The organism is Gryllotalpicola daejeonensis, assembly GCF_039538145.1.
Taxonomy (GTDB): Bacteria; Actinomycetota; Actinomycetes; order Actinomycetales; family Microbacteriaceae; genus Gryllotalpicola; species Gryllotalpicola daejeonensis.
The window spans coordinates 224,205-245,666 of the sequence record NZ_BAABBV010000002.1 but is presented as its reverse complement, the minus strand read 5'-3'; the positions used below and the strand labels follow the sequence as shown (position 1 = coordinate 245,666).

Here is a 21,462-nt window from a genome sequence, read left to right as displayed (position 1 = left end):
GAAGACGGTGCGTGGCGAGAAGACGGTGCGGGCGATTGGAACGCCTCCCGGGAGTAGTCGGACCCTTGGCCCGATCACAGGGTCATCGAGAACGTTCAAGGGGGCTGGCGGTGCCAGAGTGGGGGAGTGAGCGACGTGACGAGTGCCGTGGATGACGCAGACGACTTCGCTGATCTGCACGAATACACGGCGCTCGAACAGTGGCAGCTGCTGCAGAACGGGCAGATCAGCCCGGTCGAGCTGACCGAGGCGTATCTCGAGCGCATCGAAGCGATGAATGACACCCTCGGCGCGCTTGTGACCGTCACCGGTGACGCGGCACTCGAACGAGCACGGTACGTCGAGACGTCTGTCCCGAAATCGGTCCCGCTGTGGGGACTGCCCTTCGCCGACAAGGACCTCTGGAACCGCGCCGGCGTACCGACCGGCTTCGGGTCGCGAGCGATGACCGGATTCATCCCTGACACGGACGACGACCAGGTAGCCCAGCTCGACGCCGCGGGTGGCATCAGCCTCGGCAAGACCTCAGTGCCCGAGTTCGGGCTGCCGAGCTACACCGAGTCGCTCGTCGGGCCCCCGGCGCGAACCCCGTGGGACCTGAGTCGCAACGCCGGCGGCTCAAGCGGGGGAGCGGCGGCCGCTGTCGCCGCCGGACTGCTGCCGTTCGCGCCGGGGACCGACGGCGGGGGCTCAATCCGCATCCCCGCCGCAGCCTGCGGACTCGTCGGCCTGAAGCCCGGGCGCGGGCTCGTTCCCGACGGCAGCGGGCTCGGAACCCCCGAAGGACTGATCGTCACCGGACCGATCGCGCGGACCACCGCCGATGCCGCGTTGCTGCTGGAAGGCCTGGTCGCTCGGCGCTCTGACGGCTCGATCGACCACCGCTACGCGGTCAGAGCACCCGGCGGCGACGGGCCGTTCCTCTCGGCGGCCGTGCGCGGCGAGCTCGACGACGGCACGAAGCGCTTCCAGATCGGGGTCATGACGAGCTCCGCGTGGGACGCCGAGTACGGCCCGATCGAGCTCTCGCCCGAGGCATCCGCCGCCCTTGACGTCGCCGTCGCCGCTCTCGACAGGCTCGGACACGGCATTGAAGAGACCGCACTGCCGCTCGACTCCGGCTACGCTCCCGCATTCCGCGACATCTGGCAGGGCGGCGCGGCAACGCTGCCGCTCACTGACGAACAGTTGCCGCTCGCCGACCCGCTGACCCAATGGCTCGTCGAACAGGGGCGCGCGCTGCCCGCCGGCCGCGTCATGGAATCCCTTCGGGTGCTGCGCCGCTTCGAGCGCGACGTCATCACGCGGTTCGCCGGCTTCGATGCGGTGCTGACGCCGGCGGTTGCGATGACTCCTCGGCCGAACGGCTGGTACGACCGGCTCGACCCCGAGCTGAACTTCGAGCAGCAGTGCCGCTATACGCCCTTCACGTCGATGGTGAACGTGGCCGGGCTGCCCGCGATCACGGTGCCCGTCTATCAGACAGAGGCGACGCCGGATGCCCCAGCCGGCCTGCCGATGGGCGTGCAGCTGATCGGCCGACCTGGTGGCGAGCGCACGCTGCTCGCCCTGAGCGCGCAGCTCGAGCGGGTGATCCGCTGGCGGTTCAGAAGACCGCCGCTGTGGTGAGCGGGCGAGGCCAGAGCTGCACCGGGTTCGCGAGTGCGGGCGCGGCAACGAGTGCGGGGGCGGCAAGAGGGCGTGGCCGAGCGCGAGCGTCCGAGGTGCTGCGGCGCACGACGAGTAAAGCGGCGTAACGAGCGCAGCCGTGACCTCGGCGCGTGCCTACAGTGGCGGCATCCGGACCAGCATCCGCATCTGAACGGGAAGGAACGCACGTGACCCAGGTGCTCGACGAATTCGGCTACCTCGACGAGGAGGCACGCGAAGTCGGCGCCACCGGCGCCCGACTGCCCGTGCGACGGGTCGAGACCGATTCACCCGGCGGACGCGTCAGCACGCTGCTCTGGGGCGACGCACCCGACCTCACCTTCGTGCACGGCGCGGGGCTGAACGCACACACCTGGGACGCCACCCTGCTCGCCCTGGGGCGCGCGGCGCTCGCGCTCGACCTGCCCGGGCACGGGGAATCCGCGTGGCGGGACGACTTCGACTACTCGGCGGCGACCAACGCCGGGGCCGTGGCAGCCGCGATCGACGACTGGGCCGAGGGGCGCGCGCAGACAGTGGTCGGGCAGTCGCTCGGGGGTGTCACCGCAGTGGCCCTCGCGGCGCAGCGGCCCGAGCTCGTGCGGGCACTGGTGCTGGTCGACATCACTCCCGGTCTGACGGCAGGCGATGCTGCGCAGGTGAAGGACTTCCTCGCCGGCCCGCTCGTGTTCTCGTCGCGTGACGAGATCGTCGAAGCGGCACTCGCGGCCGGCATCGGCAGCGACCGGCGCAAGCTCGAGCGCGGCGTGGTGCTCAACACCCGGGTGCGCGAAGACGGCTCCGTAGTGTTCAAACACCATCTCGCTGCGCCGCCCGCCGGGGCCCGCCCCGAGGTGGACTTCAGCGCGCTGTGGTCCCCGCTCGAGAACGGCGACTTTCCCGTGCTGCTCGTGCATGGCACGCACGGCTTCCTCTCGGCAGACCGCATCGCGGAGTTCCGCACGCGCGTGCCGCGCGCGACGACCGTCGAGCTGGACGCCGGCCACAACGTTCAGGAGCAGCAGCCGGCCGCACTGGCTGCCGCCATCGGCGGATCCCTCAGCGAGTCGTAGCCGGCGTCTTCTGTCGCCGCACCGCCGCGCAGCATCCCTTGCCCTACATATGGCACCGTTTGTACGTGTGTTACGCGGCGCTGTGCGCTCGCGCCGCGCGCCGCCTAGCGTCGGAAGAGCCGACCCGCATCACCCGACTTCTTCGTCATAGAAAGCAGACCATGCGCCCCACGAAGTACCTCGTCGCCGGCCTCGCCGCGGCGACGGCCCTTGCCCTCGCCGCCTGCTCGGGCGGCGGCCAGTCCGCGACCACCGGCGGATCGTCCTCAGGCAAGGCGAACCCGAACGCGACGCTCAACGTCGGCCTCGTGCTCGAGCCGACCGACCTGAACGTGCGCACCACCTCGGGCGTGGCACTCGACCAGGTGCTGATCGACAACGTCTACCAGGGCCTCGTGGGCCTCGACCCGAGCGGCAAGATCGTCGACGTGCTCGCCAAGAGCCACACGGTTTCGACGGACGGCCTCGACTACACCTTCGACCTCAAGAGCGGCGTCACCTTCAGCGACGGCACGGAGCTCACCGCACAGGACGTCGCCTGGTCGATCAACCAGGTGAAGAGCAACCCCAAATACGTCGGCAACCTGCAGCTCGCGGACGTCTCGAGCATCACCGCGACCGACGACGACACCGTCGACATCAAGCTCTCGAAGCCGAACGCCGAGCTGCTGTACAACCTCGCGGGCCGCGCCGGCCTCGTGCTCGAACAGGGCGCGACCAACGACCTCGCGACGAGCGCCATCGGCACCGGCCCCTACAAGCTGACCTCGTGGAAGCAGGGCGACAGCATCACCTTCGAGCGCAACTCGTCCTACTGGGGGCCCAAGGCCAAGGTCGCGAAGGTCGTGTGGCACTACTACACGCAGCAGTCCGCGGCGGTGAACGCCGCCGTGAGCGGTGACCTGCAGGTGGTCACGCCCGTCGACCCCACGCTCAAGTCGAAGCTCGACAACCAGAACGGCTTCACCCTGACGACAGGCGCATCGACCGACAAGTACGTGCTCGCGTTCAACAGCAAGAAGGCGCCGCTGAACGACATCCGGGTCCGCAAGGCGATCCGCGAGGCGATCGACCCTAAGGCCGTCATCGCCGCGAACGGCGGGGCCGGGGTGCCGCTCGGCGGCCCCATCCCCAAGAGCGACCCCGGCTACGAGGACCTCACCTCGATCGACTCGTACAACCCCGACGACGCCAAGAAGCTGCTCAAGGAAGCAGGCAAAGACAAGCTGACCCTCACGCTCACCCTGCCGAACATCTACGGCACGGCGACGAGCGACGTGCTGGTCAGCGAGCTCGGCAAGGTCGGCATCACCCTCAAGGTGAACAGCGTCGAGTTCACGACGTGGCTCAACCAGGTCTTCACGAACAAGAACTACGACCTGAGCCTCGTCGACCACTCCGAGGCGCACGACTTCAGCAGCTGGGCCACCCCCGGCTACTACTTCAACTACGACAATCCGAAGGTCGACGAGCTGTACGCGCAGGCGCTCGCCTCGACGAAGCCCGGCGAGGAATCCCAGAAGCTCGCGCAGGCGGCCAAGCTCGTCTCTGAAGACGCCCCGGCCGACTGGCTCTACAACTGGACGCCGATCACCGCGATCAAGAGCGGGGTCAAGGGCTTCCCGACTGACGGCGCGAACAGCCGCATCAACCTCGCGGACCTCGAAGTGACGGAGTGATCCGCTTCCTTCTGACCCGCATCGCCCTGCTCGTGGTGGGGCTCGCGGTCGCCAGCATCCTGATCTTCTTCACCCTGCGCGTGCTGCCGGGTGATGTGGCTCAGGTGATCGGCGGCACGCAGGCCTCGCCCGCGCAGGTCGCGGCGATCCGCACCGAGCTGGGGCTCGACCGGCCGATCTGGCAGCAGTACGGCGACTGGATCGGCGGCCTGGTGCGCCTCGATCTCGGCCGCTCCCTGATCACGCACACGCCGGTCGCCGACGAGCTCGGGCAGAAGCTGCAGGTCACCCTGCCTCTCGCCGGGCTGTCGCTGCTGTTCGGCCTGGTGATCGGCGTGCCGCTCGGCGTCGTCTCGGCGCTGCGACACCGCAAGGTCAGCGGATTCCTCCTGAGCGGCGCCGCGCAGGCGGTCGCCGCGGTTCCCGTCGTCTTCGCCGGTGTGCTGCTCATCGTGGTCTTCGCGCTCACGCTCAAGGCGCTGCCCACCCAGGGCTTCCCGCTCGACGGCTGGCGCGAGCCGGGCCGGGCGCTGCAGGCGCTCATCCTGCCGGCGCTCACCATCGCGCTGGTCGAGGGCGCCGTGATCCTGCGCTTCACCCGTTCGGCCGCGCTCGAGGCCCTCGGCCAGGACTACGTGCGCACCGCCGCGTCGAAGGGCATGACCACGACTCGCGCGCTCATCACGCACGGCCTGCCGAACGTGCTGCTCTCGGTCGTGTCCGTCATCGGAATCCAGATCGCCGGGCTGATCGTCGGCGCCGTGATCGTCGAGGCGCTGTTCCAGCTGCCCGGCGTCGGCCGCATGCTCGTCAGCGACGTCGGCAACCGCGACTTCACCAAGGTGCAGAGCGAGCTGCTCGTGCTCACCGCCCTGATCCTCGTCGTCGGCACCGCCGTCGACATCACCCACCGTCTGATCGACCCGCGGGAGCGTGAGCGGGCATGAGCACTGCGACGACGCGCCGCCGGCGAGCGCCGGGCGCTCCGGACTGGCTGCGCGAGGTGCTGCGCCGCCCCGCCGGTGTGATCGGCGTCGTGATCATCCTCGGGCTGCTGATCGTGGCCGCGGTCAGCCTGTTCTGGACACCCCAGAACCCGTTCGACGTCGACCCCTTCCACCAGTGGCAGGGGCCCTCGGCGAAGCATCCGTTCGGCACCACCGGAACCGGGCAGGACATCTTCAGCTACCTGTTCGCCGGAACGCGCACGACCGTCGCCGTCGCCTTCCTGTCGTCCGTCGTCGCCGCGATCGTCGGCCTCGCCTTCGGCGCGCTCGGCTCGCTCACCGCGCGACGTGTCCGCGAGTCGATCGCCGTGCTCATCGACATCCTGATCGCGTTCCCGACGCTGCTGATCGCGATCATGCTCGCCGCCGTCTTCGGCTCGTCGCTGTGGACGGTCGTCATCGCCGTGGGCATCGGCTTCGGCGTGAACATCGCGCGGGTGTCGCGCGGCGAGATCCGCCGGGTGGCGCGTGCCGACTATGTGGTCGCCGCGCAGGCATCCGGTTCGGGCCCATGGCGCATCCTGCGCGAACACCTGCTGCCCAACATCGCGCCGGTGTTCATCGTGCAGCTCTCGCTGAGCGCGGCGGTCGCGGTGCTCGCCGAGGCGGGCCTGTCGTTCCTGGGCTACGGAGTGTCGTCGGCCACGCCGTCGTGGGGCCGGATGCTGTCGATCCTGCAGAACTACGTCACGATCTACCCGGCGACCGTCGTGTGGCCCGGTCTCGCGATCACGATCACGGTGCTCGGCTTCAACCTGTTCGGCGACGCGCTGCGCGAGGCGACGGACCCGCGGTTGCGTCGTAGCAGAAGAGGGGCCGGGGATGCCGGGAAGGAGGCCACTCGTGTCTCTTGACGTCAATGACCTCGTGATCGAGATCGGCGGCCGGCGCGTCGTCGACGGGGTGGGCTTTTCGGTCGCCGCGGGCCAGCGGTTCGGGCTTATCGGCGAGTCCGGCTCGGGCAAGTCGCTCACGACGCTCGCGATCCTCGGGCTGCTGCCCGAGGGCGCGACCGCCACGGGAAGCATCCGCCTCGACGGCGAGGAGCTGCTCGGCCGCCCCGACCGCGAACTCGCCGCCGTTCGAGGCTCGCGCATCGGCACCGTCTTCCAGGACCCGCTCACGGCGCTCAACCCGCTGCGCACGATCGGGCGCCAGCTGGTCGAGCCGCTCGAGCTGCACGGCGGGCTGCGGCGCTCCGAGCGCCACGACGCCGCCGTGCGCCTCGCCGAGCTCGTTCGCCTGCCAGACCCCGAGCGGATCGTCGGGCGCTACCCGCACCAGCTCTCGGGCGGCCAGCGCCAGCGCGTCGCCATCGGCATCGCCGTCGCCTGCCGGCCCGGGCTGCTGCTGGCGGACGAGCCGACGACGGCCCTCGACGTGACGATCCAGGCCGAGATCCTCGCGCTGTTCGGGCGGCTGGTGAGCGAGACGGATGCCTCGCTGGTGTTCGTGACGCACGACCTGGCCGTGCTCTCGCAGATCGCGACCGACGTGCTCGTGCTCGCCCACGGGCGCGAGGTGGAGTCGGGTCCCGTCGAGCAGATCCTCGCGGCGCCGCGGCACGAGGTCACCGCGGGGCTCGTCGCCGCTGCTCGCGCCACCAGCTGGCGGCCGGCGGAAGGCGGTGCGGCATGAGCCTGCTCGAAGTGCGCGGGCTCAGCCGCAGCTACCGGAATCCCCGTGCAGGTGCGCGAGGCGACGGCTCCGTGACCCATGCCCTGCGACCCATCGACTTCGATCTCGCAGCGGGCGAGACGCTCGCCGTGATCGGCGAGTCGGGCTCCGGCAAGACGACGCTGATGCGCCTGCTGCTCGCGCTCGACCGCCCGAGCTCCGGGACCGTGCGCTTCGACGGCCGCGAGGTCGTCGCCGGTCCGGCGCGCTCGCTGCGCTGGCTGCGCCGCGAGACCGGCATTGTGCTGCAGGACCCGTACTCGTCGCTCGACCCCCGCATGCGCATCGGCACGTCGGTCGCAGAGCCGCTGCGGGCGCTCGGCATCGACGGCGACCGGGCTGCGCTCGTGCGCGGGGTGCTCGAGCGCGTCGGCCTCGACCCGGAGCTGGCCGAGCGCTACCCCCATGAGCTCTCGGGCGGCCAGCGCCAGCGCGTGGCGCTGTCACGCGCCATCGTGCACCGGCCGCGCCTGCTGATCGGCGACGAGCCGCTCTCGGCGCTCGACGTGACCGTGCGCGCGCAGGTGCTCGAGCTGCTGCGCAGTCTGCACCACGAGCTCGGTCTCGCGATGGTGATCGTCTCGCACGACATCGGGCTCGTGCACCACATCGCCGACCGCGTGCTGGTCATGCACGACGGCGAGCTGGTCGAACAGGGCGCCAGTGCAGAGGTGCTGGGCGCGCCGCAGCACCCGTACACCCGCCGCCTGCTGGCAGCGGCTCCGCGGCTGGCGTGAGGGCTAGACCGGCCCGACCCCGGTCAGCTCGGCCAGCAGGTCGAACAGCTCGCGCCGCAGCGCGGGGTCCGCGGCCTGCGCCCCCGTGCCGCCGAACGGTCGGAATCGCGAGAAGTAGGTGCCGCTCGGCGCCTGCATCGGCAGCGTGCTCGAGAAGGCGATGAGGGGCTCCGCGCCGCTCAGCGCACTGCGCCCCCAGTGCCCGCCGAGCACGGCGTTGCCGAAGCGCACCAGGCGGGACGTGCCGCCGAAGCTGGTCGCGACCGTGCCCGGGTGCACCGAGTACGCATCGACGCCGGTGCCCGTCAGCCGCTCGGCGAGCTCGCGGATCCACATGACGACGGCCAGCTTCGCCGCGGCGTACACCGGCCACCCGCGGCGATAGGGCCGCTCGGCCCACTCGAGGTCGTCGAGCGCGAGCTTTCCCCACTGGTTCGCCATCGACGCGGTCGCGAGCACCCGCACGGTGCCGGGCGCGCTGTCGGCCAGCGCCGCCGTCGCCTGGAGGCGCGGCAGCAGCAGCTGGGTGAGCAGAAAGGGCGAGAGCACGTTCGACTGCAGGGTGCGCTCGTGGCCGTCCGCGGTGAGCTTCCACTCGCTGATCAGACCGCCCGCGTTCCCGACCAGCACGTCGATGCGGTCGTAGCGGGCGAGGAGCTGCTCGCCCAGCATCCGCACGTCATCGAAGCGATCGAAGTCGGCGACGTATGCCTCACCGTCGCACTCGCGCGCGACGGAGTGCGTGCGCTCCGGGTTGCGCCCGACGACCGCCACGTGGTCGCCACGCTCGGCGACGGCCCGTGCGGTCTCGCGCCCGATGCCCGAGCTCGCGCCGGTGACCACGATGACACGGGGAGTGCTCACAGGTAGCCGCCTTTCTTGAGCCCCGCCTCGATCTCGTAGCGGTTGCGCAGCGCGTCGCGCCCGGCGAGCGCGTAGAGGAAGGGGAAGAGCATTCCGTAGCGCTGCCACTGCCGCTTGTGCACGGCCTCGTGCTCGAGGATCGCATCGCTGACGTTGTGCGCCGTCAGATAGCAGGCGCCGACGCACGAGCCCCCGCGGCCGAAGGTCCAGCTCGGCATGCCCGTGAAGACGAACAGGCCGCCACGGTGCTGCACCTCGCCGGTGCTCCAGAGGAAGCCCCAGACCAGCCCGACGCAGGTCGCGAACACGTAGCCAGGAAAGGAGATCAGGCGCGAGAGGGCGCTCATGCCGTCGGGCGCCCGTAGGCCTCGAGCAGCCGCAGCCACACCTCGCTGAGCGTCGGGTACGACGGCACCGCGTGCCAGAGTCGCTCGATGGGCACCTCGGCGGTGACGGCGATCGTTGCGGAGTGCAGCAGCTCGCCGACATCCGCGCCCACGAACGTGACCCCGACGAGCACGCGGCGGTCCTCGTCGACGACCATGCGGGCGGTGCCCTCGTAGCCGTCCGAATGGATCGTCGCGCCCGCGACCCAGCCGATCTCGTAGTCGACGACGCGGGTGCGGATGCCGCGCTTCTCGGCCTCGGCGGCGGTCAGCCCGACGGACGCCACCTCGGGCGTGGTGAACGTCACCTGCGGCACGGCCGCATGGTCGGCGGTGGCAGAGTGCACGCCCCACGGCGAGGTGTCGACCGGCTTGCCGAGGGCGCGCGCGGCGATCGCGTCGCCGGCGATGCGCGCCTGGTACTTGCCCTGGTGGGTGAGTAGCGCGCGGCCCGTGACGTCGCCGGCGGCATACAGCCACTCGATCGGGTTGCCGCCCGGGTCGAGCACGCGCAGCGAGTCATCCGTCTTCAGGTATTCGCCCGTGGGCAGGCCGATGGCCTCGAGCCCCAGGTCGCTCGTGCGGGGCACGCGGCCCGTCGCGACCAGGATCTTCTCGGCGACGACGGCGCTGCCGTCGGAGAGCAGCAGGGTGTGCCCGCCGGCCGCCGCCGCGTCGGTCTCGACCCGCTCGACCGCGACGCCGAGCTTCACATCGGCACCGGCCTTCGTGAGCGCCTCGGCGACCTTCTCGCCGGCGAAGGGCTCCTGGTTGCCGAGCAGCTTTCCGCGGGCGATGAGCGTCACCTGCGCGCCGAGCGAGGTGTAGGCCGTCGCCATCTCGGCTGCGACGACCCCGCCGCCGATGATCGCGAGCGAGGCGGGAATCGTCTGGGCGCTCGTGGCGTCGCGGCTCGTCCACGGCTGCGCCTCGGCGAGGCCCGGGGTGTCGGGCAACTGGGGCAGCGACCCGGTCGAGACGGCGATCGCGTGGTTCGCGGCGAGCTCGGTCACGGTGCCGTCGGCGGCTGTGACCTTCAGGGCCTTGGGGCCGGTGAACACGGCGTGGCCGCGCACGAGGTCGATGTGCGCGGAATCCAGCCACTCGAGCTGGCCGTCGTCCTTCCAATTGCTCGTCACCGTGTTGCGGCGGGCCAGCACCTTCTCGACGTCGAGCTTCCCGGTGACCGCCTCTGCGGCGCCGGGCACGGTGCGCACGGTCTCGAGCACCGAGCCGCTGCGCAGGAGCGCCTTCGACGGCATGCATGCCCAGTACGAGCACTCGCCCCCGACGAGCTCTGCCTCCACGATGACGGCGCTCAGGCCGCCCTGCACGGCCCGGTCGGCGACGTTCTCGCCGATCGCGCCGCCGCCGATGACGATGACGTCGTAGCTGGTGCTCATGATTCCTCCGCAGGTGGGTCGGGTAGCGGGCGGGTCAGCGCCGCGAGGACGCGCAGGATGGCCGAGAGATCGGATGTTGCAGCCTCAGGCGACGCCGGAGCGAAACCCGTCACCGCGCCGCCGACCAGCTCGAAGCGCGCCCGCAGCGCACGGATCGCTGCGGTGAGCTGCTCGACCTCGAGCCCGAACGGCTCCGGGTACCCCACGCCCTCGATCACCGCAGGGTCGAGCACGTCGAGATCGACATGCAGGTAGATCTTGGTCGCGCCGGTGGCCGCAGCCGCCTCGACGAGCGCGTCGGGCGTCGCAAGCTCGGCGACCGTGACGGCGCGGATACGCGAAGTGTCGAGATACTCCGCCTCCGCATCGTCGAGCGACCGGGCACCGGCGTGCACCACACGGCCCGGCTCGAACGGCGCCGGCGCCGGAGCGAGCCCCTCTGCGCCGTCGCCGAGCAGCGTGCGCAGCACCATTCCGCTGAAGGCGCCGCTCGGCGAGGAATCCGGCGTGTTCAGATCGCCGTGCGCGTCGAACCAGACGAGCAGCACGCCGGGAGTGCGCTCGGCCGCTCGCGTCGCGGTCGCCAGATCCGCGCCGCAGTCGCCGCCGATCAGGAAGACGGTCTCGTCGTCGTCGAAGGTGTCGAGCGCCGCGCGCACCTGGTCGGCGACGGCACGGATCGACGAGTAGCGCTGCACGCCCGTGCCGAGGGATTCCCCGGCTTCGATACGCACTTCGACCGGAGTCGTGGCGGCCGCGGGCAGGTCGCCCGCGATGGCATTGGCGCCGTCGGCGAGACGCATCGCTCGCGACGACCCTGAGCCCTGCCATTGGGGCACGACGAGGAAGCGCGCGGGCATGTGGTCACCCTATCGAGCAGCGCGCGATCGTGGCAGGGTCGATCGCACGCACGCTGTTGCGCCACCAGGTTCCGCCATGCGCCACTCGGATCCGAGTAGCGGACAGCGGAAGCCAGTGGCGCACGCGGGCGGCGTCACAGCGAACGGGCGAGCTCAGAGCGAACGCGCGTGCGCGACCAGCTTGTCGAAGGCGGCGTCGAGCGAGGCATCCGTCTGCTGCGCCTCGGGGTGCGCGTCGAACCAGGCGATCGCCTCGGCGGCGCCCTGCCAGTACGGCACCGTCGTCGTGAACTCGGGCACGAGCGCCTTCACCTTCGAGTTGTCGAAGACCATCGAGTGCGCCTTGTCGCCGATGAGGCCCGCGAGCTGGTCTGGCAGCACGCGCCCGATCGTCTCGCTCGCGACGTGCACCAGCTCGGGCTCCGGCACGCCGGCGGCCTCGCCGATCCAGGTGTAGATCTGGTTCCAGGTGGGGGAGTGGTCGCCCGTGATGTGGAACGTCTCGCCAATCGCGAGCGGGTTGCCGAGAAGGCCGACGAAGGCGACCGCGAAGTCGCGCGCGTGGGTGATGGTCCACAGGCTGGTGCCGTCGCCGTGCACGACCACGGGCTTTCCGGCACGCATACGGGCGACGTCCGTCCAGCCGCCGGTCGTCGGCAGCCGCGTCTCGTCGTAGGTGTGCGATGGGCGCACGATCGTGATCGGCAGCCCGCGCTCGCGCACCGCAGCCACGAGGATGTCCTCGCAGGCGATCTTGTCCTGGGAGTACTTCCAGAACGGGTTCACGAGCGGCGTCGACTCGGTGACGGGAAGGCGCGCAGGTGGCGTCTGATAGGCCGACGCCGAGCTGATGAACACGTACTGGCCCGTGCGACCGCCGAACAGCCCGAGGTCCGTCTGCAGGTGCTCCGGAGTGAAGGCGAGGAACTCGGCCACCACGTCGAACTCGCGGCTTCCGAGCGCGGCGCGCACCGACTCGGGGTTGCGGATGTCTGCGACGAGGGTCTCGACCTCAGGGGGCAGCGCCCGGCTCGACTCGCGCCCGCGGTTGAGCACAGTGACCCGGTGGCCGCGCTCGACGGCGAGCCGAACACTGCTCGCCGAGATCGTGCCGGTGCCACCGATGAACAAGAACGTCTTCGTCGCCATGAGGCTCAGATTAGTCGCGAGTCGCCCCGTTTCGAAACGATTCGATAGGTAGCCTCGATCGGGTGACTTGGGACGACCCGTACGGCTCAGATGTGCTCGCCGACAAGAACTGGCGCCGCCGCGGAGTGGTGCAGCCCGTGCCCACGCCGGCCGAGCGCGACCTGGTCGTCGAGGTGGTCGACGGCGGCTTCGTCGGCGCCGTCGTCGGCATCGCAGAGGGCGGCCTCGTGCAGCTGGAGGATCGGCTGGGCAAGGTGCGCGTGTTTCCCCTGGGGCACGGATTCCTCGTCGACGGCCGCCCTGTCGTGCTGACCAAGCCTGCACCGAAGGCCGCCCCCACAGGCCACGCGCGCAGTGCGTCGGGCTCGTTCCATGCCGGCGAGGTCAAGGCGCGCGTCGCACGGGGCAGTCGCATCTTCGTCGAAGGCCGGCACGACGCCGAGCTCGTCGAGAAGGTGTGGGGTCACGACCTGCGGGTCGAGGGCGTCGTCGTCGAGTACCTCGAGGGCGTCGACAACCTCGAGCAGCTGCTCGCCGAATTCCAGCCCGGCCCCGGCCGTCGTGTGGGGGTGCTCGTCGACCACCTCGTGAAGGGGTCGAAGGAGAGCCGCATCGCCGAGGCGGTGGCGACGGGGCCGTACGGCTCCGAGGTGCTGGTGGTGGGGCATCCGTTCGTCGACATCTGGCAGGCCGTGAAGCCGGAACGCATCGGCCTCAAAGCCTGGCCCGAGATTCCGCGCAGCATCGAGTGGAAGAAGGGCATCGCCCAGGCGCTGCGACAGCCGCACGAGACTCAGGAGGACATCGCGCGGCTCTGGCAGCGGATCCTGGGCCGGGTGCGCACCTACGCCGACCTCGAGCCGGCGCTGCTCGGTCGCGTCGAGCAGCTGATCGATTTCGTCACCGCCTAGAACGGGCGAACGCCGACCCTAGACCCGCGTGCGCTTACGCGCGAAGTGCACGAGCGCTGAGGAGCGCGCGTCTCGAAACGATCTCCTACGCGGAAACCTCCGCAGCCACCTCGTCCACCGTGCTGCAGACCTCGTGCGGGTCCGCATCGAGCGAGTGAGCCGCCCGCACCAGGATGTCGCGCAATGCTGCGGCGTCCTCAGCGGGCAGCCCGGCGAGCAGCTGATCTTCGACCTGGTTCATGCGGCTGGTCAGCTGGGCGAGGCGGGTGGCCCCGGCATCCGTCAGCGTCACGCGGCGCGACCGGCGGTCGTTCGGGTCGGGCGTGCGCACGACGAGGCCGGCCTTCTCGAGGTCGTCGATCAGGTAGGTGAGCACGGTGCGGTCGAGCCCCGTGGACTCGGCGATGGCGGCCTGATTGCTGCACGAGCCAGAGCCGGCGATCGACAGCACCTGGAACCCGCGCGCGCCGCCGGGCAGGTCGCCGAGCGCGTCGGCGGACAGCTTGAGATAGCCGCGCAGCAGGGTGCCGAGTGACCAGCCGAGATCGGCCTGTCGTTCCTGGGTGCCTGCCATGTCGCTCACTTTATCCGCCCGTATGCCACTCTGTTGCGATTCTCAGATCGTCTGTGCTTATGATCGTATAGATCACAGAACATCTGCTGTGAATAACGCTGGCTTATACAACCTAGCCATCACGAGGAGCATTCCCATGAGCACTGTCTTCCGCCTCGACGCGAGCATCAAGCCAGAGGGCTCGGTCTCGCGGGCCGTTTCCGAGACGCTTGAGAACGCGATCGTCGCCGAGCTCGGTGGCGACGTGACCGTCACCACGCGCTCGATCGGCCTCAACCCGCTGCCGTCGGATGCCTGGGCCACCGCCGCCTTCGCCGGCTACGTGCCCGCCGAGCAGCGCACCGACGAGCAGAACGCCGCCGTCGCGCTCGCGACCGAGCTGGCTGACGAGCTCGCCTCGGCCGACGTCGCCATCATCGGCGCGCCGTTCTACAACTGGGGCGTCACCCAGCACCTCAAGACGTGGTTCGACCTCGTGCTCACCGACGGCCGCTTCGGCCCGGGCGCTGAGCAGCCCGCCGGCGCCGGCAAGTCCGCCTTCCTGGTCATCGCGCGCGGCGGCGGCTACGGCGAGGGCACGCCCCGCTTCGGCTGGGACCACGCCACCGCGTGGCTGAAGCGCGTCCTCGAGGATGTCTGGGGCTACGAGGTCACCGTCATCGAGGCCGAGCTCACGCTCGCCGAGACCACGCCGGCGATGGCCGAGCTCGTCGACCTCGCCCGCAAGAACCTCGCCGACGCGCACGCGGCCGCCGAGCGCCACGGAAAGGCCGTCGCGAGCAAGATCGCGGCGTAGCTCCTTAGTGCGCGAAGGGGCGGATGCTTCCGGCATCCGCCCCTTTGCACGCCCGGCCTCTGATAGCCTGAGGTCGCCCTGGCCCCGTTAGCTCAGGGGATAGAGCGTCTGCCTCCGGAGCAGAAGGCCATTGGTTCGAATCCAATACGGGGCACTTCATCGGCCACCCGGCTGCATTCATTTCTCGGGAATGCGCCGCTCGGCGAATACGAGACCGGCATCGGTGGTCTCGTCAGGGCCTCGTCCGTTCGATGTCGTCGTCGACCCTGAACCAGTCGACGTCCACGTGGCCGCCGGTCTGGGCCGTCGCGTAGCAGAAGATCGCAAATCGATAGCCCGTGAAGTGCGCGAGGCTGTACTCCATCGCCAGGTCGTCGCCGATCGGCATCCACCTGACGCCGTCGAGAGAGTAGGCGAACGACGCACGGTCGGCGGCGCCGCGGAAGTCCACGTCGGCCCGTAGGAAGACGATCTCGCCGGCGAGCGGCACGGGAGCACTCGTGAATGCGACCTTCCCCTGCCCGTTCGCGCGGCGCATCACCAGCCGACGGGCGCCGTCCTGCATCGCGACGGCCACGTACCCGTATTTCTGCTGGAAGGCGGACAGGCCGGCGACATCGCCGTCCTTCATCCCCGAGACGTCCAGCGAGATCGCCGCGGAGCTGGCCGGCCCATACATGCGCTGCGTGAGCGTATTGCGGGCATCGAGGATGCCTGACGCGACGCTGCCCGTGGTCAGCCGCAGGTGGCCGGGCCGCTCGGTGAGCGACCAGAACCGGTTGTCCGGGTTGTGGTTCCACTGCCACGGAAGCGCCAGGTTCGACCTGTTCCAGGCGTTCTCCTGCGACGCCGTCAGCGCTCCGGCGTTGACCGTGTTCCAGTAGCCGGCGGGCGTGGGCTCGTTGTCGAAGTCGTCGGTGACGAGCAGGCTGGGCCCTTTCGCCGGCGACGCCCCTCGGGGCATCGGCATCGTGGCGTCCAACGTGTACACCGGCCACCCGTCCTCGCCCCAGGTCACGCTCGCGAGCTGAGGCGATCGACCGAGCGGCCCCTCGTCCTGGAACACCATGGCGTACCAGTGCCCTTCGGGCGTCTGGACGACGCCGCCCTGCGCGGCGCCTCCGCCCGCGCGCCCCGCGACAGGCACCGCCTGGCTGAGCACGACTCTGCCCTCCCAGATTCCGCCCTGGGACTGCGGCGTCAGCGCCGCAGACCGCCACACGACCTCCTGGCGGACCCCGTCCGTCGGCCACTCGATCATGAAGACGTAGTAGTGATCGCCGATCTTGTAGGCGTGCGCGCCCTCGGCGTTCAGCCCGCTCGTCTGGTCGACATTCGCATCCTCGACGAGCCGCTGTGCGGGACCGTCCCACACGAAGGTCCCGTCCGCCGCCCGCCCCAGCCGGCGCAGGTCGATCACCCCGCCGCCGTACACAAGGTAGGTGTCCTCGCCGTCGAACAGGAGCGACTGATCATGGGCGTAGCCGTCGAGCACCGATCGCGTCCACGGCCCGTGCTCGATGCTCGGCGTCGCGTAGATGTACGTCTTCTTCGTGGTCAGGCTGCCGACCGAGACGTAATACGTCCCCTCGTGGAACCTGATGCTCGCGGCCCAGCTGCCCTGCCCGTAGGCGTTCTGCCCATTGCGCAGCGCGAGAGCGTCCACGTCATCGAGGATCGGGCCGGTGTATCCGGCGATCGACCAGTGCACGAGGTCGTCCGAGCGCATGATCGGCACGCTCGGCGCGAAGTACATGGTCGTGCTGACCATGTAATAGTGCGTGCCGTCGTGAACGACGTCGGGGTCGGGCACGTCGGAGAAGATGACGGGGTTCGTGAAGCAACCGTCCCGGCGGCGGCCATCCATCAGCGCAGATCGAGGGAGACGGTCACGTAGGAGTGAGCGGGCAGATCCACCTCGAGTCCGCGGGCGTGCGCTCGCACGCCCGCGTGCGCAGCCGGTGCGACGGCGTCGGGACGCTCCGGCGTGTTGTGTGCGTCGAGCGCCGTCGCCGTCAGGATTCGCGCGGAGTGCCCGACGACGTCGCGGCCCCGGAGGTCGAGCACCACGCTGCGGTCGATCTCGGCGTCGAGGTTCGACAGCGACACCAGGGCGGTGTCCCCGTTGACGGACGCGGACGCCGAGACGAGCGAGAGCTCGTCGCCTTCGACGGTGCGGGTATCGGCGTCGCGCAGGTGGACCGCCAGCGCGGCGGCGTCCTGGTGGCCGGCGTTCATCTGGAACACGTGATACGTCGGGGTGAGCACCAGCGCGTTCGTATCGGGGTCGGTCAGGATCATGGCCTGAAGCACATTGACCGTCTGGGCGATGTTGGCCATGACCACGCGGTCGGCGTGGCGATGGAACGCGTCGAAGTGAACGGAGGCGACCAGCGCGTCGCGCAGCGTGTTCTGTTGGTACAGGAAACCGGGGTTGGTGCCCTTCTCCACGTTCCACCAGGTGCCCCATTCGTCCACGACCAGGCCGACCTTGCGGTGCGGGTCGTAGCGGTCCATGACCGTCGAGTGGCGGGTGAGCAACTCCTCCATGTGCCGGGCGCGGGCCATGGTGATGTACCACTGGTCCGTGCTGAAGCCGGTGGCGTCGCCTTTGTCGGACCACGAGCCCGACATCGTGTAGTAGTGCAGCGATACGGCCTGGAACGGGCCGGCGTGCCCCGCGGGGTCCGAGGTCAGATCGTTGAAGGACCGCATGAGCGTCTCGGTCCAATGCAGGTCGTCGGCGTTCGCTCCGGCCGCGATCCGGTACAGCGAGTTGCCGCCGTGGTTGCGCGCATAGGTGGCGTACTGGCGGGCCAGTGAGGCGAACTGCTCGGCGCGCAGGTTGCCGCCGCAGCCCCACGCCTCGTTGCCGAGCCCCCAGAACGGCACCCGCCACGGCTGGTCGCGCCCGTTCGCCCGGCGCAGCGCCGCCATGGGGGAGTCGTCCGCACGGGTCAGGTACTCGACCCAGTCCGACATCTCCGCCACCGACCCAGAGCCCACGTTTCCCGACACGTATGGGTCGGCGCCCAGCAGCTCGCACAGATCCATGAACTCGTGCGTGCCGAACGAGTTGTCCTCGACGACGTCGCCCCAGTGAGAGTTGACCATCCGCGGGCGGCGCTCGCGCGGGCCGATGCCGTCCCGCCAGTGGTAGTCGTCCGCGAAGCACCCGCCCGGCCAGCGCAGGTTCGGGATCCGGATCGCCTTCAGCGCATCCACGACGTCAGAGCGGATTCCCCGCACGTTGGGCAGCGGTGAGTCCTCGCCCACCCAGAACCCGCCGTAGATGCACCGGCCCAGGTGCTCGGCGAAGTGCCCGTAGATGTGCCGGCTGATGGTGGCTCCCGGCAGGTCCAGGTCGATGACGGCAGTGGTGATGGTCATGGCGCTCCTTTGCGTCAAGTGCTGTCTGGGGTCACAGAAGTGAGGGTGTCGGCGCTGGGGTGCGCGGATGGGTCTCCTTTGACCGGGGCGATGTGGGGTGGCGCGGAGGATCTGTCGCAGCCGTGTGGCTAGGCGCCACCGCGGGTGGATCCACGCACCACGAGGCGAACGGGCTCGACGAGGTGCTCGGCGGGACCTGCCCGGCCCTCCATCTGGCGCTGCAGCAGCCCGACCGCCGCCTCTGCGACGCCCTTGTGGTTGGCGTCGACCGAGGTGATGCCGGGAGGGATGAAGCGCGACATGTCGAGATTGTCGAACCCGGCGAGCTGGACGTCGACGGGCACGCGCAGACCACTCTCCACGAGGGCGGAGAGCGCCCCAAGGGCGACGATGTCGGTCACGGCGAAGACGCCGTCGAAGGCCGTCCCTCTGGCGATGACCTCGCGCATCGTTTCATAGGCGCTGAGCGAGGTGTAGTCGCCGACCGGCACGACGAGCGCCGGATCGACCTCGAGTCCGGCTGCGTGGTGCGCGCGCTCCCACCCGACGCGTCGGTCCGTGGCCATCACGTGTGCTGCGTCGAACGCGCACCCGAGGGCGAGAATGCGGCGCGCTCCGTGCTCGATCATGTGCGCCGTGGCGAGTCGGGCACCTGATTCGTTCGCGAGGCGTACGTGGTTGAAGTGGTCGGGAACGTCACGCTCGCCCAGCAGGACGATCGGCTTGGTGGTGCGGACCCGCCCGAGCAGTTCCAGGTCGAGCCCAGCGATAGACAGCAGGACGCCGTCGTAGATCTGGAGCCGTGCGACGCTCAGCGCCTCCATCTCCTGTTCCGCGTTGGCGCTCGTGCGCTCGAGGACGAGGTGCCGTCCTCCTGCCTCGATGAGCGGTGCGACCTCGTCGGCGAGCTCGCCGAAGTAGTCGTGGAAGCTCGGCACGACGAGTGCAACCGTGTCGGTACGCCCTGCGCGCAGGTTCCGCGCAGTCAGGTTCACCTCGTACCCGAGGGCTTCGACGGCCGCCATGACGCGGGCGCGGGTCGGCTCACCGACGGGGATACGCTCGTTGAGGACGTTGGACACAGTCATGACCGACACACCGGCCTCGCGGGCCACGTCGGCCATCTTCACCATGCGCATCCTCCTCGGCCGCAATGTCCTGCTAGTCCGGGAAGATGAAGAGGCGCCTAGCTCGCCGGACGCGAACTGCCTGGCCACGTCGCCAGACAGCGCCGAGTATATCGATAAAATTCCTCTGACGTTCAGTGTTCCGCCACGTCGCCCGACTGCGCGCTCCAGACGTGCACCCGGGGCGCTCGTTCGAACGGCCGGGTGGAGAGCGGCACCGCGATGACACTCATGCGGCCCCTCACCTCGCGCGACGACTCTGTTACCAATTCGAGACGCCGTGAGACGCGAGCGGGTTTGACTTCTCGCGGCCGCGCTTCTACTTTATCGCTAAAATCCCGCTCGGGATGACGGCGCGAGACACAGACTCGCGTCCGATTTGCACGGGTTCCCGTCATTGGCGACCGGAACCGATCTCAAGGAAGAGAGAACTTCTGTGCGCATCACAAGAAGGAAGATGCTGGCGCTTGCCCCGGCCGCAGCGGTGTCACTGACCCTCGCCGCATGTACGCCCAAGGGTGCAGCCTCGACGACCGGCCCCAAGAAGAAGGCCGTCATCCCGGCGGGTGACCTCGCCGACAAGTCGGGCACGCTGACCCCCAGCAACCCCACCACGTTCACGGTGTACATCGAGTCGACGCACCAGATTCCGGCTGCCGACAACAAGCTGACCAAGCTGCTCAAGGACAAGCTCGGCGTCACTCTGAAGTACGAGCTGGTCACCCCGGAGAACTCCGACCAGAAGATCGGCGTCATGCTCGCCGGCGGCGACTTCCCTGACCTCATCGGCACCGGCGACCTCAAGCTGCGGTTCATCGAGGGCGGCGCGCTCGAGCGTCTCGACAGCATGCTCAAGACGGGCAAGTACCCGAACGTCGAGGACTACGTCAAGCCGTACATCCACCAGATGAGCTACTCGGGCACCGTGGTGGACAAGGGCCTGTACATCCTGCCGAACTACAACCGCTTCTACGGCGACATCACCGGCGGTACGTACAACGGGGCCGCGTTCTGGATCCAGAAGCGCGTGCTCGAGGAGGCCGGCTACCCGGACCTGAGCAACATGACGATCGAGAAGTACTTCAAGCTCATCTCCGACTACAAGGCGAAGCACCCGACGACCGACGGCGCCCCGACGGTCGGCTTCGAGGCGCCCGCACCGACCGGATCGGAGTGGATCCTGACCAACCCGCCGGCGATGCTGGCCGGTTCGCCGAACAACGGCGGCGTCATCGTCGACAAGAAGAACCACGCGACGATCTACGCGGACAAGGACATCGCGAAGACCTGGTACAAGGCACTTAACGAGCAGTACAACGAGGGCATCGTCGACCCCGAGACCTTCACCCTGACGAACGACCAGTTCCAGGCGAAGCTGGCCAGCGGCGTCGTCCTCGGCATGCAGGACCAGGGGTGGCAGTTCGGTACCGCCACCGCGTCGCTGCAGAGCGCCGGCAAGGACCAGTACACCTACGTCCCGCTCATGCCCGTTTACGAGGGTGTCACTCCGTATTACGCCGACCGTGCCGTGATGAACGTCAACCAGGGCTTCGGTGTCTCCAGCACGAGCAAGCAGAAGAAGGAGGCGCTCAAGTTCCTCGACATGATGCTCTCGGAGCCATGGCAGAAGGTGCTCTCGTGGGGCATCGAGGGTGAGGACTACGAGGTCGGCAGCGACGGCAAGTTCACCCGCACGGAGCAGCAGCGCGCCCAGTCCAAGGACCTCACCTGGCAGTCCAAGAACAAGCTCATGGCGTTCATGGACATGGTTCCCAAGCACAACGGCACGTTCTCGGACGGCAACGCCTTCAGCCCCGACGACCAGCCCACCGAGTTCTACGCGACGCTGTCGGCCTACGACAAGGCCTTCATGCAGAAGTACAACAAGAAGACCTGGATGGAGTTCGTCAACAAGCCTCCGCAGAACCCGAAGTACTACCCCGCGTGGAACATCCAGCTCGATGACGCCGCCACCCAGGCCAACCAGCAGATGACCGACGCCGCCGTTCAGCACCTGCCGAAGATCATCGCGGGCAAGACGTCCGCCTTCGATAAGAACTGGAAGGCCTACACCGACGTCTTCAAGCAGATCGATGTCAAGAGCTACGAGGACGCCATCAACAAGGGCATCAAGTACCGCCTGAAGAACTGGTAACAGTTCGTCGCGAGCATTCGTGGT

The 21,462-nt window shown here is 69.3% G+C and carries 19 protein-coding genes and 1 tRNA gene; 11 read left to right on the top strand and 9 right to left on the bottom strand.

Going from position 1 to position 21,462, the window contains the following annotated elements; genetic code table 11:
• The first annotated feature begins 126 nt into the window (after nt 1-126).
• From ABD736_RS14110 to ABD736_RS14080, 7 genes are all read left to right on the top strand, one after another.
• Nucleotides 127-1,629: an amidase gene (locus ABD736_RS14110; RefSeq protein WP_344792506.1), complete on the top strand. Its 1,503-nt coding sequence runs from the start codon at nt 127-129 to the stop codon at nt 1,627-1,629.
• A 209-nt stretch (nt 1,630-1,838) separates the two neighbouring features.
• Nucleotides 1,839-2,723 carry an alpha/beta fold hydrolase gene (locus tag ABD736_RS14105; RefSeq protein WP_344792505.1) on the top strand — a complete coding sequence of 295 codons (885 nt, stop codon included), beginning with the start codon at nt 1,839-1,841 and terminating at the stop codon, nt 2,721-2,723.
• Nucleotides 2,724-2,884: 161 nt separating this feature from the next.
• On the top strand, nt 2,885-4,402 hold the full coding sequence (locus tag ABD736_RS14100; RefSeq protein ID WP_344792504.1) for an ABC transporter substrate-binding protein: 1,518 nt from the start codon (nt 2,885-2,887) through the stop codon (nt 4,400-4,402).
• Nucleotides 4,399-5,349, top strand: a complete 951-nt coding sequence (locus ABD736_RS14095) for an ABC transporter permease (protein WP_344792503.1) — start codon at nt 4,399-4,401, stop codon at nt 5,347-5,349. The genes ABD736_RS14100 and ABD736_RS14095 overlap by 4 nt, the downstream gene beginning before the upstream one ends.
• On the top strand, nt 5,346-6,263 hold the full coding sequence (locus tag ABD736_RS14090) for an ABC transporter permease (protein ID WP_344792502.1): 918 nt from the start codon (nt 5,346-5,348) through the stop codon (nt 6,261-6,263). The genes ABD736_RS14095 and ABD736_RS14090 overlap by 4 nt, the downstream gene beginning before the upstream one ends.
• Nucleotides 6,253-7,047 (top strand): ABC transporter ATP-binding protein, encoded by a 795-nt coding sequence (locus tag ABD736_RS14085; protein WP_344792501.1) that lies wholly within the window; start codon nt 6,253-6,255, stop codon nt 7,045-7,047. The genes ABD736_RS14090 and ABD736_RS14085 overlap by 11 nt, the downstream gene beginning before the upstream one ends.
• Nucleotides 7,044-7,823, top strand: coding sequence for an ABC transporter ATP-binding protein (locus ABD736_RS14080; RefSeq protein ID WP_344792500.1), 780 nt, complete (start codon nt 7,044-7,046; stop codon nt 7,821-7,823). The genes ABD736_RS14085 and ABD736_RS14080 overlap by 4 nt, the downstream gene beginning before the upstream one ends.
• 3 nt (nt 7,824-7,826) lie before the next feature.
• Here the strand turns inward: ABD736_RS14080 and ABD736_RS14075 are convergent, their stop codons facing one another.
• The 5 genes from ABD736_RS14075 to ABD736_RS14055 all read right to left on the bottom strand — a co-directional run bounded on the left by ABD736_RS14075 (nt 7,827) and on the right by ABD736_RS14055 (nt 12,485).
• Nucleotides 7,827-8,687: an SDR family NAD(P)-dependent oxidoreductase gene (locus ABD736_RS14075; protein ID WP_344792499.1), complete on the bottom strand. Its 861-nt coding sequence runs from the start codon at nt 8,685-8,687 to the stop codon at nt 7,827-7,829.
• A complete protein-coding gene (locus tag ABD736_RS14070) occupies nt 8,684-9,034 on the bottom strand; it encodes a Fe-S oxidoreductase (RefSeq protein WP_344792498.1) in 351 nt (116 codons plus the stop codon). Before ABD736_RS14070 ends, ABD736_RS14075 begins: the two co-directional genes overlap by 4 nt.
• Complete coding sequence (locus ABD736_RS14065) at nt 9,031-10,476, bottom strand: dihydrolipoyl dehydrogenase family protein (protein ID WP_344792497.1); 1,446 nt, start codon at nt 10,474-10,476, stop codon at nt 9,031-9,033. The genes ABD736_RS14070 and ABD736_RS14065 overlap by 4 nt, the downstream gene beginning before the upstream one ends.
• Complete coding sequence (locus ABD736_RS14060; protein WP_344792496.1) at nt 10,473-11,336, bottom strand: arginase family protein; 864 nt, start codon at nt 11,334-11,336, stop codon at nt 10,473-10,475. The genes ABD736_RS14065 and ABD736_RS14060 overlap by 4 nt, the downstream gene beginning before the upstream one ends.
• A 153-nt stretch (nt 11,337-11,489) precedes the next feature.
• A complete protein-coding gene (locus ABD736_RS14055; RefSeq protein ID WP_344792495.1) occupies nt 11,490-12,485 on the bottom strand; it encodes an SDR family oxidoreductase in 996 nt (331 codons plus the stop codon).
• A 62-nt stretch (nt 12,486-12,547) separates the two neighbouring features.
• On the opposite strand from ABD736_RS14055, the gene ABD736_RS14050 reads away from it, so the two are divergent.
• Nucleotides 12,548-13,396: a DUF3097 domain-containing protein gene (locus ABD736_RS14050; RefSeq protein ID WP_344792494.1), complete on the top strand. Its 849-nt coding sequence runs from the start codon at nt 12,548-12,550 to the stop codon at nt 13,394-13,396.
• Between the two features lie 85 nt (nt 13,397-13,481).
• Here the strand turns inward: ABD736_RS14050 and ABD736_RS14045 are convergent, their stop codons facing one another.
• Nucleotides 13,482-13,970, bottom strand: coding sequence for a MarR family winged helix-turn-helix transcriptional regulator (locus tag ABD736_RS14045; RefSeq protein ID WP_344792493.1), 489 nt, complete (start codon nt 13,968-13,970; stop codon nt 13,482-13,484).
• Nucleotides 13,971-14,106: 136 nt separating this feature from the next.
• On the opposite strand from ABD736_RS14045, the gene ABD736_RS14040 reads away from it, so the two are divergent.
• Nucleotides 14,107-14,766: an FMN-dependent NADH-azoreductase gene (locus tag ABD736_RS14040; RefSeq protein ID WP_344792492.1), complete on the top strand. Its 660-nt coding sequence runs from the start codon at nt 14,107-14,109 to the stop codon at nt 14,764-14,766.
• Between the two features lie 81 nt (nt 14,767-14,847).
• Nucleotides 14,848-14,920: transfer RNA gene (locus ABD736_RS14035), tRNA-Arg, on the top strand.
• Between the two features lie 78 nt (nt 14,921-14,998).
• On the opposite strand, the gene ABD736_RS14030 is transcribed toward ABD736_RS14035, so the two are convergent.
• The 3 genes from ABD736_RS14030 to ABD736_RS14020 form a co-directional block, all read right to left on the bottom strand.
• The gene (locus tag ABD736_RS14030; protein WP_344792491.1) at nt 14,999-16,633 is read right to left on the bottom strand and encodes a glycoside hydrolase family 43 protein; all 1,635 of its coding nucleotides are present in this window, start codon (nt 16,631-16,633) and stop codon (nt 14,999-15,001) included.
• A complete protein-coding gene (locus tag ABD736_RS14025) occupies nt 16,633-18,156 on the bottom strand; it encodes an alpha-N-arabinofuranosidase (RefSeq protein WP_344792490.1) in 1,524 nt (507 codons plus the stop codon). The genes ABD736_RS14030 and ABD736_RS14025 overlap by 1 nt, the downstream gene beginning before the upstream one ends.
• A 128-nt stretch (nt 18,157-18,284) precedes the next feature.
• Complete coding sequence (locus ABD736_RS14020) at nt 18,285-19,289, bottom strand: LacI family DNA-binding transcriptional regulator (protein ID WP_344792489.1); 1,005 nt, start codon at nt 19,287-19,289, stop codon at nt 18,285-18,287.
• A gap of 451 nt (nt 19,290-19,740) precedes the next feature.
• Between ABD736_RS14020 and ABD736_RS14015 the strand changes: the two genes are divergently transcribed.
• Nucleotides 19,741-21,438, top strand: coding sequence for an extracellular solute-binding protein (locus ABD736_RS14015; protein WP_344792488.1), 1,698 nt, complete (start codon nt 19,741-19,743; stop codon nt 21,436-21,438).
• The last annotated feature ends 24 nt before the right edge of the window (nt 21,439-21,462 follow it).